8 protein-coding genes and 3 pseudogenes are annotated in these 12,115 nt (G+C 66.7%); 7 read left to right on the top strand and 4 right to left on the bottom strand.

Translation table 11 applies throughout. The features are described from left to right. Positions 1 to 20 precede the first annotated feature (20 nt). On the bottom strand, positions 21 to 3,488 hold the full coding sequence (locus tag O3Q52_RS00365) for an indolepyruvate ferredoxin oxidoreductase family protein (protein ID WP_269646748.1): 3,468 nt from the start codon (positions 3,486 to 3,488) through the stop codon (positions 21 to 23). A gap of 153 nt (positions 3,489 to 3,641) precedes the next feature. On the opposite strand from O3Q52_RS00365, the gene O3Q52_RS00360 reads away from it, so the two are divergent. Continuing rightward, positions 3,642 to 4,805 carry a CdaR family transcriptional regulator gene (locus O3Q52_RS00360; RefSeq protein WP_266531586.1) on the top strand — a complete coding sequence of 388 codons (1,164 nt, stop codon included), beginning with the start codon at positions 3,642 to 3,644 and terminating at the stop codon, positions 4,803 to 4,805. A 466-nt stretch (positions 4,806 to 5,271) separates the two neighbouring features. Next, on the top strand, positions 5,272 to 6,051 hold the full coding sequence (locus O3Q52_RS00355; protein WP_266586769.1) for an enoyl-CoA hydratase/isomerase family protein: 780 nt from the start codon (positions 5,272 to 5,274) through the stop codon (positions 6,049 to 6,051). Between the two features lie 330 nt (positions 6,052 to 6,381). Here O3Q52_RS00355 and O3Q52_RS00350 read toward each other — a convergent pair whose 3' ends face one another. Beyond that, positions 6,382 to 6,870: an IS3 family transposase gene (locus O3Q52_RS00350; protein ID WP_269646747.1), complete on the bottom strand. Its 489-nt coding sequence runs from the start codon at positions 6,868 to 6,870 to the stop codon at positions 6,382 to 6,384. Between the two features lie 132 nt (positions 6,871 to 7,002). Next, positions 7,003 to 7,194 (bottom strand): hypothetical protein, encoded by a 192-nt coding sequence (locus O3Q52_RS00345; protein WP_266586779.1) that lies wholly within the window; start codon positions 7,192 to 7,194, stop codon positions 7,003 to 7,005. Positions 7,195 to 7,538: 344 nt separating this feature from the next. Here O3Q52_RS00345 and O3Q52_RS00340 point away from each other — a divergent pair, with 344 nt between their 5' ends. The 5 genes and pseudogenes from O3Q52_RS00340 to O3Q52_RS00325 form a co-directional block, all read left to right on the top strand. Next, positions 7,539 to 8,147 (top strand): VOC family protein, encoded by a 609-nt coding sequence (locus tag O3Q52_RS00340; protein WP_266586785.1) that lies wholly within the window; start codon positions 7,539 to 7,541, stop codon positions 8,145 to 8,147. A gap of 181 nt (positions 8,148 to 8,328) precedes the next feature. Beyond that, a pseudogene (locus O3Q52_RS00335) lies at positions 8,329 to 8,620 on the top strand (transposase family protein); the annotation flags it as partial. A gap of 434 nt (positions 8,621 to 9,054) precedes the next feature. Then, positions 9,055 to 9,303: pseudogene (locus O3Q52_RS54080) on the top strand (transposase); the annotation flags it as partial. Continuing rightward, positions 9,289 to 9,834 carry a transposase gene (locus tag O3Q52_RS54075; protein ID WP_327692295.1) on the top strand — a complete coding sequence of 182 codons (546 nt, stop codon included), beginning with the start codon at positions 9,289 to 9,291 and terminating at the stop codon, positions 9,832 to 9,834. The pseudogene O3Q52_RS54080 and the gene O3Q52_RS54075, both read left to right, overlap by 15 nt. Positions 9,835 to 10,001: 167 nt before the next feature. Further along, a pseudogene (locus tag O3Q52_RS00325) lies at positions 10,002 to 10,398 on the top strand (transposase family protein); the annotation flags it as partial. A gap of 63 nt (positions 10,399 to 10,461) precedes the next feature. Here the strand turns inward: O3Q52_RS00325 and O3Q52_RS00320 are convergent. Then, positions 10,462 to 11,985 (bottom strand): AMP-binding protein, encoded by a 1,524-nt coding sequence (locus O3Q52_RS00320; protein WP_269646746.1) that lies wholly within the window; start codon positions 11,983 to 11,985, stop codon positions 10,462 to 10,464. Between the last annotated feature and the right edge of the window lie 130 nt (positions 11,986 to 12,115).

Below are 12,115 nucleotides of genomic sequence, written 5' to 3'. Positions count from 1 at the left end.
GCTGGTGAGATCTCGCGCGGTCACGAGGCCAGCCCCTGCCGCTCGGCTCGGAGTGCGCGGAGCTCGAACTCGTAGGCCTCGGCGTTCTTGACCTTGACGTCCTCATAACCCCGCACCGTGTCCGGCAGGGCCGCGATCCGGGTCGAGATCTCGTAGGTGGTCGGCGAGAGCGACGTGGTCAACTCCTGCACCACTGCCGCGTATTCGCTCACCAGCCTCCTCTCAAGTCGTCGTACAGCGGTGTGACCGAAAGGGTCGAACCAGTGGCCCCGGACGAACTTGAGTGTCGCGAGCAGCCGCATCACTGGGTGGAACCAGGGACCGAGCTGGATCTTCTTGCCCAAGCCGAGGGCGCGCAGGGTCGGAGGGTGCAGGTTGAACCGGAGTTTCCCAGGCCCAGCCTCGGCATGAACGGCGGCCAGCGCGTCCGGCGCCGTCAGGAGCCGCGCGACTTCGTACTCGTCCTTGTAGGCGGCGAGCTTGTAGAAGTTGCGCGCGACCTGCTCGCTGAAGGCCGTGGCGACTCCCACCGCCCGTTCGGCGCTCCACGCCCGCGCGACGACGCCGACGTACGAGCGGGCTAGGGCAGTGCCCTGGTAGGACTCGAGCCGGGTCGCCCGGTCTGTGGTGATCCGAAGGGTCTCGCCCTCGATCCCCGACGCCTCGAGAGCTTCCTGGGTCCGGGACGAGGGGTCTTTCTTCGCGGTCTCCGCACGAGTCGGCAGCGACCCAGGATCAGCGACGATCGCACGTCCCCACCGGAACGCGGCGATGTTGGTGTCCACAGCCACGCCATTGAGGGTGATGGCGGCCTCGATGGCCTGGGCCGGGATCGGCAGGCTGCCTGCCTGGTACGCGGCCCCGACCAGCAACAGGTTCGCTGTCTGGATCGAACCGAAGAGCCCCTCGGCCAGGGCCAGCGCGTCGAAGTCGACGACCCGCTTCGAGCCGCCGCGGAGGCGTTCGAGCAGCAGATCGGTGTCTGGGTAGGTGATGGACGCGTCGGCGACCATGTCACCTGTAGGCGTCGCACTGGTGGAGGCGATCACCATGGTCTTCTCGGTTCCGGTGCGCGCTGCGTTCTTCGCGTCGGCCGCCACGAGCAGGTCGAAGGCCAGATAGAGGTCGGCCGCCTGCTCGCTGACGCGGTTCGCGGGGGCGTCGGCGTCCACCACCAGACGGAGGTGCGACACGACCGGTCCGGCCTTCTGGCTCAAGCCGGTCTGGTCCAAGCCCCTGACCTCGTAGCCCGCGCTCATCGCCGCTGTGGCGATCACCTGGCTGACGGTAACGATCCCGGTCCCACCGATCCCAGCCATGAAAACGTTCGAGTCAGTCAACTCGACGTCCAGGTCCGGCACCTTCGGCGCCGTAGGAACTGTCCGCTTCGATCGCCTCTTGGTGGGGGTCGGCGCATCCGTCACGGTGACGAAGCTCGGACAGTCTCCGCGCAGGCAGCTGTAGTCGGAGTTGCAGCTGGTCTGTTCAATGCTGGTCTTGCGGCCGAGCTCGGTCTCGACGGGCTGCACGGAGAGACAGTTGCTCTTGACCCCGCAGTCCCCGCACCCCTCACAGACCTCAGGGTTGATCACGACGCGGGTCGGACGCGGCTCGAGTTTGCCTCGCTTTCGCATCCGGCGGGCGTTTGCGGCGCACTGCTGGTCGTAGACCAGGACCGTTACGCCCTCGACGTCCCGGAGGAGGCGCTGCGCCTCGTCGAGTCGCTCACGCGGCCACACGACCGAGCCGCGAGGCATGCGGATCCTCCGGTAGCGCTCCGGCTCGTCGGCACACACGACAATTCGGGTTACCCCTTCGGCGAGGAGTTTCCGGGAGAGCGCCGGCACTGGTAGTGCTGCCTGCGGGTCCTGGGCGCCGGTCATGGCGACGGCTGAGTTGTACAGAACCTTGTACGTGATGTTGACGCCGGCGGCGATGGCCGCCTGTACAGCGAGCTGGCCCGAGTGGAAGAAGGTACCGTCCCCGACATTCTGGAAGATGTGACGGTGCGAGCTCCATGCCGCTTGACCGATCCACTGGGCGCCCTCGCCACCCATCTGGGTCCATCCCGTGATTGCCGAGTCCTGTCGTGAGGACACCGACGCGAGGGTGTGGCAGCCGATTCCGCCTCCTGCCACGGAGCCGTCAGGGACCACGGTCGAGGTGTTGTGCGGACAGCCCGAGCAGAAATAGGGAGTGCGCTGCACGCTGAGAAGGTCGAGGGTGACACGACGCGCCGGCCTCGAGGTGAACTGGACCCTGTCGCCGACGAAGCGACGCACAGGTCCGTACAGCCGCTCGGCGACGAGCTCTCCGTCGGCAGGAACCAGCACAGCTCCCGACTCGTCCCGCTTCCCGACAATCGCCGGGCGGTCAGGGTGCGCGTACAGGAGATCCTTGATCTGCCGCTCGATCACCGGACTCTTTTCCTCGACCACCAGGATCTTCTCGAGGCCGTCGGCGAATGCCGCGACCCGCTCTCGGGCGAGTGGGTACGGTGCGGCAACGTCCATCAGGCGGATTCCCCCGCGGGACAGCGCCTCATGGTCGACACCAAGGTCACGGAAGGCCTGCACGGCGGCGTCGATTGCCGTCCCACTGCCCATGATGCCGAGGACTGCGGGGGCGGTTGCGGGCCGCACGGTGTCCAGGTCGTTGGCCGCCAGGAACGACTCGGCCGCAGCCCAACGTGGCCCGACGAGGTCCGATTCAACCCGAAGACTCTCGGATGGGGTGCGCACCGGTCGCTGGGCGTAAGTCCAAGGACGTCCCTCCCATTCGACAAGCGGTCGCTCGAACTCCAGTGACTGGAAGTCCCGTGCAACGGTCCACATGCCATCTGCGACGTCGCTCAACACCTTGACTCCGACCCAGCATCCTGAGAACCGTGACAGCTCGACAGCCGCGAGCGTGTGCAGGATGACCTCCTCGGCGTTGCGGGGGGTGAAGAACGGCATGTTCAACGCCGCCAGGGTCGCGTCGCTGGCGTACGGGAGCGTGGAAGACTTCGACGACGGGTCGTCACCCACGAAGGCCACCACCCCGCCGCCGGGGTCAGTTCCGTACATATTGGCGTGACGGATGGCGTCAGAGGCGCGGTCAAGGCCTGGCCCCTTCCCGTACCAGACACCCACGACCCCATCGACCGTCCTCTTGTCGTCGGGGAGCGGCAGCTGCGTACCCCAGACCGACGTCGCCGCCAGTTCCTCGTTGACCCCGGGGGTGAGGTGGATGCGGTGGTTCTCACGCAGGCGCGGGATGGACTCGAGCAGACTGTCGAGGCCGCCTAGCGGGGAGCCCTGGTACCCGGAGACGAAGACTGCGACATCTCGACCGCGAGCCGCGTCGCGCGCGCGGAGCTCGATCAGGGCTCGCGCGATCGCCTGCACGCCGGTCAGTAGTGAGCGTCCGCCCCCGACCTCGTAGCGGTCTTCGAGTCGGTACGCCGCCGGGTCCGGCGCGGCGCGATCGTGCATGGCGACCGTCATGTCAGTTCCTGACTGCTCAGGCTCCGGCGCTGCCCGACAAGCAGCGCGGGAGACAGCGGCAAACCTGCCGCACTTCGGGATCTCACCCATATTGTCGAGAACGCCACTCGGCGGAAGCTACGGCAGAACCCACGAAGCCCGTATTGTTTCGGCATGCAGGTTGGTGAGATTCCCCATTTTGACTCCGGTTCCCGGGCGGAGGTGCAGGCGCTGTGCTCCCGAGTGCGGGACGACCTGGACGCGGTGGTCTCCAAGGCGGTTAGACGGATCCGACACGAGCTGCCCGAATACCTTGTTGTCGCGGAAAACGAGCACTGGGAGGCTGTTCACGAGCAGCTCCGCCGTCGCCTCGAGGCGGTGCGGTACGACCGACCACCTGAAACTGCGGACCTTGAGTCCGCCGCACGGCTAGCGAGGGCTCGCGCGCGGCAGCACGTACAGATCTCAAGCCTGATCGACGCCTATCACATCGGTGACAGCGAGGTCTGGAATGCTCTCGTGCGCGCTTCCGACGAAGCGAGCGCCCCCGAGCTGCCACGGCTCGCCAGCCGGATGATGGATTCGCTGCACGTGCTCTCGTCAGCACTCACAGCGGCCCACTCCGAGGTGACGCAGAGCCTCCAAGGGCACAGAATCACCCTGATCCACCGCCTCGTCGAGAGGCTCACCAATGGTGTGGTCGACGACGAAGTCCGCGCCATCGCGGAGACGCTGCGCATGCCGGCCACCGCGAGCTGGCAGGTGCTCGTGTGGGCGCCGCCACGATCTAACGCCGAGGTGTCCTTCGAGCTGCAACGCAGCATCACCGGACTCGGTGCCCAGATCATCTGTGCCGCGCGAGGAGCTCACCTCGTCGTACTCGCCGACGAATCATCGTCGACCGCTGTTCGCGCCTACGCGGAAAGTCATCGGGAGGGCCGGTGGGGCATCGGGATGCTCCGCCAGGGACTGGACGGCGCCGCCGCGAGTCTTGAAGACGCACGGCTGGCGTTGGACGCTGCCACCGCGCCGCGGCGGGTCAGTGACTTCTCGGACAACTGGGTTCTCGCGTGTGTCGCGGCGCACCGCGACCGCCTCGTGCCCCTCGTGGCCGACCTCGTCGCGGTCGCTCGCGAGCACCCCCACCTCGCCGATGCCGTCATCGCTCACTGGGAGAACTCGCTCTCTTTGGCGGCCACGGCGAAGGCGCTCAACATGCACGCGAACACGCTCACTTACCGCTTGGGCCGGTGGCGGGACCTGACGGGACTCGACCCCCGATCGGCACCGACACTTCTCCAGTCGTGGATCGCTGCTCAGGAGGCCCGCCGACCATAAGGTCAGCCACGGCTACGGCGCGAGTGCCGAACCAGTTCGTCGCGTCGGTATGCGGGCGCGCCCAATCCCGAAAAATCTCGTGGGTCGACTCTCCTGCGTTGAGCCCGCGAAGGACGCGCGCTCGGTGTATCGCCTGATGCGAGCAGCAGCGAGCGTGTGCTCAGCCGCTGCGGCCTCGCTGATGACGAGGGCCCGTTCGGTCAGGCCGGGAGAAAACTGTGCGCCCACGAGGGAGTTCTGGGGTGGCGACAGCCCTTCCCGATAGTTGTACCGTAAGACTTACGGCATACTCGTTGGGAGACCTGGAGGAGGAGCAGACGATTCCTGAGGACGCCAAACTGCGATGCGTCCGGCGCTCGTCGCAGCGCCGGCCAGGGACGATCGAGCTCGATCCTCCCCGTCCGTGCACGTGTGAAGTACCTGAGACCCCAGTGGTGCAGGGCACCCGTACGAAGGAGCACAGGCAGTGGTGGATGACAGCTCATTGTCGGACGTCGAGGTTTCGGAGTCCGAAAGAATCATTAATGTGACGTTCTGTCGTGACGCCAAGCTGAACGCCATCACGCCGGCGATGTTCGATGCGCTCGACGCTGCCGTCATTCAGCTCGAACAGCGCGCAGACCTCAGAGTCCTGGTCATCCGCGGCCGCGGCCGGTACTTCACCGCCGGTATCGACATCTTGACGGTCGGCGCGACGGTGGATCCAGGCGGCGACGCCTCGCGGAGCGGATACGACTTTCGGCGCAGGTACCGGGCAGACGCTCGGCACGACCTGTTCGACCGGCTGGAGATGGTCGAGAAGCCGGTGATCCTGGCTGCCAACGGGCCCTGCATGGGCATCGGCGTCGAAATGGCGGTGTCGTGTGACTTCCGGCTGGCGTCGGAGGCAGCCAGTTTCCGTCTGCCGGAAGTAGCAAAGCTGGCGATGATTCCAGGCTCCGGCGGGATAAGCCGGCTGACGCGGTTGCTCGGAACCCACTGGGCCAAGTGGCTGGTCATGACGGACGCCTTGGTGGATGCCTCCGCTGCGACGGACATCGGACTGGTGCATGCCGTGTACCCGTCCGAGACCTTCGACCGCGATGTTGACGAGTTCGCACGCAAGCTGGCTGCGTTGCCGGCCGAGGCGCTCGGTCTGGCCAAGCTTGCGATCGACGCGGCGTCCGAGGTGGATCGGCGAACGGCCCGGGACATCGATCGTCTCGCGCAGACGATGCTGATCCAGTCCGAGTCCTTGCGGCCGTGAAGTTTCCCCGCGACCCTGGACACCCTTCTTCTACGCTGCGAGCGTCTGGTCGTTCCGGAACCGCTGACGTGTCTCGTGGGGTGTGAGGTACCCGAAGACAGCGTGTATGCGTAGGCGGCGCCGGTTGTAGAAGGGCTCGATGAACGCGAACACCTCGGCACGGGCGGTCGCTCGGTCGGGCCAGATCTGCGTGCGATCTCTTCCTTGAGTACGGCCCAGAAGCTCTCCGCTGCGGCGTTATCGAAACAGGAACCTGTTTGTCCGGTGCTCTGGCGAAGCCCCAACGCGCGTATTTCCATGCGGAATTGAGCCGAGGTGTACTCACCAGGTTCAACCAGTCGTAGCAACACTCCTGATTAGAGAGGTGTGTTGTGGGACGACCAGCGGGTTGGATGACGGAGCTGACGGGTCGGTCGCCGATGAAGTCGCCGGGGCGGCCCTCGACTCGGCGCGGTGGTGGTCGGCTATCGCGTAGCCGATGACCTCGCGGGTGGCCAGGTCCAGCCAGCCCTCCTGGGTGGGCAGGTACGTGATGTCCCCGCCCAGGAGGGTGCCGGGCCGGGCGGCGGTGAAGTCACGGCCGATCAGATCCGGCCGTGCCTGCTTGTCGGGACGGGTCAGCGAACGGCGTCTTCTACGCGTGACGCCGACGATGCCGCGTTCGCGCACGACCCGCTCCACCCGCTTGCGGTTGACCGTCCGGCCCAGTCGCCGCAGCTCGGCGTGCACGCGCGGAACACCGTAGGCACCCTTCGAGGCCACGCGGGGGCGCCGCGAGGAGCGGCCGTTCCCGGAGTGGGCCAACCTCGTTCCCGGCATGATATGGATCTACGACTTCATGCACTTCGGGGCGAGCAAACGCTGCGCGGTCGCAGTTATCAGCGTGGTGTCCAGCAAGTGGCTCGCGACCGTGGTCTCCGCGCAGGAGTCCTCCACACAGGCCGAGGTCGTTCACCCCGCGCCCTCGTCGCCGAGGGCAAGGAGCACCTGCTCGACGAGGCGCTGCTTGACGAACTCGCGCACGGCGTCGTGTCGGACAACGACGAACGGGTACCGGTGATACTCGCGGTCTCGGACAACGGCCCGCAGATCGCCTCCACAGCCACCGCCCTGTTCATGGCCGGCGCCCGCATCGCCCAGCACTTCGGACGCCCCGGCACCCCGAACGACCAGTGGTTGGGTATTGAGAACCCCAACTGGTGCTTTTTCTCAGACGCACCTTGGTCGCGTGATCCGGGTCGTCGCCGGGTGAGGCGTGGAGGGCGCGATGGTCCGCCGGACCTCGCTGTCCGGATGCTCACTCGGGATTCCTTGGTTCTCGCCGCTTTCGCTGCTGGTGGTCAGGCCGCCCCAGACCGGCAGCTGGCTCACGACCTGCTGCAGGTGGCAACCGGATCGCTCAAGCCTCGGGCAAGTGACATCCTTGTGACACGTCCAGGGTGTGAGTGTGGAGTCGCAAGGACATTCTCCGGAGAAAGGGCCATGTGATGCCCGACACTAGCCTTCAACACCCGGGCCAGCCCGACATGCTCAGCCACCAGGCGTACGTGACCCACGACGTCGAGGCGACGGTGGAGTTCTACGAGAAGATCATGGGAATGCCGTTGGTCGACAGCGTGATCGGCGACAAGGTGCCCAGCACCGGCGATGACTTCCCCTACTTCCACATCTTCTTCCGCCAAGGCGACGGCTCGACGATCGCCTTCTTCGAGGCGCCGGGCTTGCCCAAGGCCAACCCCAAGGGCCACCCCGCGTACGACATCTTCGACCATCTGGCGCTGCAGGTCGACAGCAAGGAGCGCGTCGAAGCCTGGAAGGAGTGGCTGAACGCCAACGGCATCTCCACGGTCGGACCGATCGACCACGGGATCGTCTACAGCGTCTACTTCCGTGACCCGGTCAACGACCTGCGCCTGGAGATCACCACGCCCCTCGACCCCAAGTGGAACGACAACGCTGCCGTGGCCCAGCGGGAGCTGAAGGCCTGGATCGAGGTCAAGCACAAGGCGGCGGAGCGGAACGAGGACGTCGCCGAGGCGGTGATGAAGTTCATTCAGGTCTACCGGAACGAATCGCACGGCAACACCCCGGCCTGAGATCCGCCGAATGAGCTTCTTCGGCTTGGCCTCCGATCAGGTGACGGTCCACGAAGCGCAACGAGCGAGGCCCCCGGGCTGTTGATCGAGATGTCTGACGTCTCAACCACGCTGCTCGGGGGCCTCGTTGGTCAATCCTGCCGCACTCGACCTGCCCCATGCCCTTGTGGAGTGGGTGACGATGCTCATCGTCACCCGTGAGGGTGACCGGCGCTGCAAGCTCCGCCCGTCCCAGCGCGCGATGGTGGCACTGGTGTACCTGCGCGCACACCACCCTGGCGAAGATCCCTGCCGGGTTCGGGATCAGCGAGTCCACCGCCCACGCCTACACCAGCACGATCGTCCACCTGCTCGCCGAACGCGCGCCGGGTCTGCTGAAGGTCATGCGCGAGGCCGATGCGGACTTCGTCCTGCTGGACGGCACGCTCGCCGAGTGCGACCGAGCCGGCGACGGACGGGCCGACTACTCCCACTGTGAGGATGGCGGTGTGTCGTTCCGGCCACGGCTTGACTCGTACTCTCACTGGCCGCTTGTGCCTTGTGTTTGATCTGTCAGCCCGGCCGGAGTGACACGCACCGGCACCGGGCCGGGCGGAGCGTGTCCCGATAGGGGCCATGGCCTCGAAGGCACCGTCACAGTTCTGACCGCTCCACCGACCGGCGCTGACTTTCGGTAAGTCGTCGAACAGGAGCACGGTGGCCACCCTCGGCAAGTCTGCTGCCTTTCCTGCTGTTCATGCTGTCGAGGCCGCGGCCGAGCCGCGCGTGTGGTGGTGCTCGGCGTCGACACCCACAAAGACGTACACGTCGCGGCCGGCCTTGACCACCTTCGCAGGCTGCTGAGCAGCGGGGAGTTCCCGGCCACCGGGCCGGCTACCGCCAGCTCCTCGACTGGGCACGCCAGTGCGGGACGGTGCTGCGGGCCGGGGTGGAGTGCACTGGCTCCCACGGTGCGGGCCTGGCCCGCTACCTCGCGGCCCAGCAGGTTGCGGTGGTGGAGGTGAACCAGCCCGACCGATCCACCCGGCGCCGCCGCGGCAAGACCGACGCCGTCGATGCCGAGGCTGCCGCCCGGGCCGCGCTGTCCGGCATCGCACGGGCGCTACCGAAGAGCGGCGACGGGCAAGTGGAAGCCTTGCGGATGCTCCGGCTGGCGAAGAACTCCGCGGTCAAAGCCCGCACTCAAGCGCTCAACCAGCTCAAGTCCGTGCTGGTCAACGCTCTGTCCGCCCTGCGCGAGGAGCTGGAGCCGCTCTCGAATTCGCGGCTGCTCCGCCGGTGCGCAGAACTGGCCGACACCCGCGAGGGCAACCCGGCAGCCGACACGGCGGTCTTCACGCTGCGGCTGCTGGCACAGTGCGTCGTGCAGCTTCGACACGAAGCCACCGAGCTCGAAAGGCGGATGACCATAGCGATCAGGGCTACCGCGCCCAGCCTGTTGGAGCAGCTCGGGATGGGACCCGACAGCGCGGCGGCCCTGCTGATCACTGCAGGCGACAATCCGGAACGGCTGGGCAGCGAGGCATCCTTCGCCGCCCTGTGCGGTGTCAGTCCCGTCGAGAAGTCCTCAGGGAAAAGCACAACGCCGTCGGCTCAATCGCGGCGGAGACAGGCAGGCCAACGCCGCACTGCACCGCATCGTGGTCACGCGCATGAGACAAGACGAGCGTACCCGCCTCTACCTTGAGCGACGCACCGCCGAAGGCAAGGGAAAACGTGAGGTCATGCGCTGCCTCAAACGCTACGTAGCCCGCGAGGTATACAACTGATCCGTGCCGACATGATCACGCGCCACCAGCGGTCTGATCCTTCAGCGACTCTGATGGCCGCAGCTTGACGAACATAGGGGGCATCAAGCACCGCCAGCACGGGGTGAACGTGCAGGTGGTCACCGATCCGGACGGCCAATTGTTGTGGCTCTCGCCCGCGTTGCCGGGCCGGGCTCACGACCTGACCGCTGCCCGTACCCACCGCATCATCCGCATCTGCGAGCGCCAAGGCGTCCCCATCCTGGCCGACCTCGCCTACCAGGGTGCCGGCCCTGGCTGACCACAGGCATCAAGCGCAAACCCTGCAGGAACTCACCCTCACCGAGAAGACCCTCAACCGCGCGCTGTCCGCAGCACGGGCACCGGTCGAACGCGGCATCGCACGATTGAAGTCCTGGCGGATCTTCCGAAGATCCCGATGCAGCCCCAACCGGATGACGTCAATCGCCAAGGCCATCCTCACTCTGGAGCGGCAACGCTGAAGAAGCCCAATGAAGAGGGGCCACCGCGGGCCCCTCTTCTGCTTGCCTCAGCCGTGCGGCCCGTCAGGCCGGCAGGCTCCCCTTCAGCCGGTGCTTCTGGATCTTGCCGACGGGCGTGCGCGGCAGTTCGCGGACCAGTTTGACGCTGTCGGGGACCTTGAACTTCGCGAGCCGCTCGCGGCAGAAGTCGAGGATCTCGTCCGGGGTCGCCTCTGCGCCCTTGCAGAGCACGACGAACGCGACCAGCGCCTCGTCGCGCATCTCGTCGGGAACGCCGACAGCGGCGGACTCGAAGACGGCGGGGTGCTGACCGATCACCGCCTCGACCTCGCTGCAGGCGACGTTCTCGCCGGCCCGCTTGATCATGTCCTTCGCCCGGTCCACGAAGATGACGAACCCGTCGGAGTCCGTGGCGGCCACGTCTCCGGTGTGCAGCCATCCGTCGACGAGCGTCGACGCGGTGGCCTCCGGGTTGGCGAGGTAGCCGGTCATCACGTCGAATCCGGGATTGGCGCCGACGAGCAACTGCCCGGGAGTGCCGAGCGGGACGTCGTTGCCCTGGTCGTCCACGAGACGAATGCGTGCGCCGGCGACTGGCCTGCCCATCGCCTGGGAGTTCCGCGTGCCGAGCAGCGGGTTCATCAAGGGCGGGAAGACCGTCTCGGTCATGCCGTAGAGCTGAAGCAGATCGACCCCGAACCGCTTCTGGAACTCCGTGACCTGGGCCGCGGAGACGTTCTGCGCGAAGATCACGACGCGCAGCTGGTGCATGTGGTCGGCATTGGAGACCGACTGAGCGAGCAGCATCCGGATCGGAGCGGCGAAAAGGCTGGCGACCGTCGCTCCGGTGGCCAGCGCCTGCTCCGACCATCGGCTGGCACTGAACCGGGGGGTGAGCGCCACAGAGGCTCCGGAGACGAAGGCCGACATGGTCGAGTAGTACTGCGCGTTGCCGTGGAAGAGGGGCAGGACGATGAGGTTGCGGTCGTAACGACGCAGCCGCAAGTGACCGGCGACGACGTCTCCGGCGTTCAGGTACGCCGCGTGGGTCACCATGACACCCTTTGGGCGGCTGGTAGTGCCGGAGGTGTACATGATGGCCGCGAGCGTGCCGCCGTCGGTGCGACGGAGGTCGACTGAGTCCCAGTCGGCGAAGGTGTCGCTGACGTGCCACGCGTGCTCGACGTCGATGATCGTCCGGGCGCCGGCGGCGCGGGTTGTGTCGGCCAAGTCGGCCTGGGTCACGACGACTTCGCATCCCGCGTGGTCGACCACGTAGCGCAGTTCGTCGGCGGTGAGCAGTGGATTGGTGGGCACGATGGCTGCGCCAAGGAGCGCGGCGCCGAACCACACGTCGTAGAATTCGGGACAATTCGTCAGGTGGACGCCTACCTTGTCGCCGGCCCGCACGCCGTGCGAGGACAGCAGCTCGGCGGAGGAAAGCGCCCGCGCGGCCATCTGCCCCCACGTGGTGGTCTCGACCAGCCCGGGACCTCGCTCGTAAGCGAGGAAGGGCGCGTTGGGCTGCAGGTGGGCGAATTCCTTGAGCACCGAGCCGAGTGTCCGGTGACCGTGAGCCATTGTCATAAGGGGAACCGTAGGCCGATGTGCCTGTCGAATGGATGCCACTTCGGGACCGCTCTCTCGGACACCCAATCGACATCTATTCGCACCTAGGCTGAGGACGTCCCGCCTGGGAGCGGCATGAATTTGGAGG

Origin of the sequence: Streptomyces sp. ActVer (genome assembly GCF_027270795.1) — a bacterium.
Classification (GTDB): Bacteria; Actinomycetota; Actinomycetes; order Streptomycetales; family Streptomycetaceae; genus Streptomyces; species Streptomyces umbrinus_A.
Note: the sequence above shows the minus strand (reverse complement) of the source record. Positions and strands in the feature narration are given on the sequence as shown.

Excerpts from the sequence above, each read along its gene's own strand:
- O3Q52_RS00360 (WP_266531586.1), top strand. The coding sequence starts at position 3,642 with ATGCAGGTTGGTGAGATTCCCCATTTTGACTCCGGTTCCCGGGCGGAG.
- O3Q52_RS00320 (WP_269646746.1), bottom strand. The coding sequence starts at position 11,985 with ATGACAATGGCTCACGGTCACCGGACACTCGGCTCGGTGCTCAAGGAA.
- O3Q52_RS00340 (WP_266586785.1), top strand. The coding sequence starts at position 7,539 with ATGCCCGACACTAGCCTTCAACACCCGGGCCAGCCCGACATGCTCAGC.
- O3Q52_RS54075 (WP_327692295.1), top strand. The coding sequence starts at position 9,289 with ATGCTCCGGCTGGCGAAGAACTCCGCGGTCAAAGCCCGCACTCAAGCG.
- O3Q52_RS00365 (WP_269646748.1), bottom strand. The coding sequence starts at position 3,488 with ATGACGGTCGCCATGCACGATCGCGCCGCGCCGGACCCGGCGGCGTAC.
- O3Q52_RS00350 (WP_269646747.1), bottom strand. The coding sequence starts at position 6,870 with ATGCCGGGAACGAGGTTGGCCCACTCCGGGAACGGCCGCTCCTCGCGG.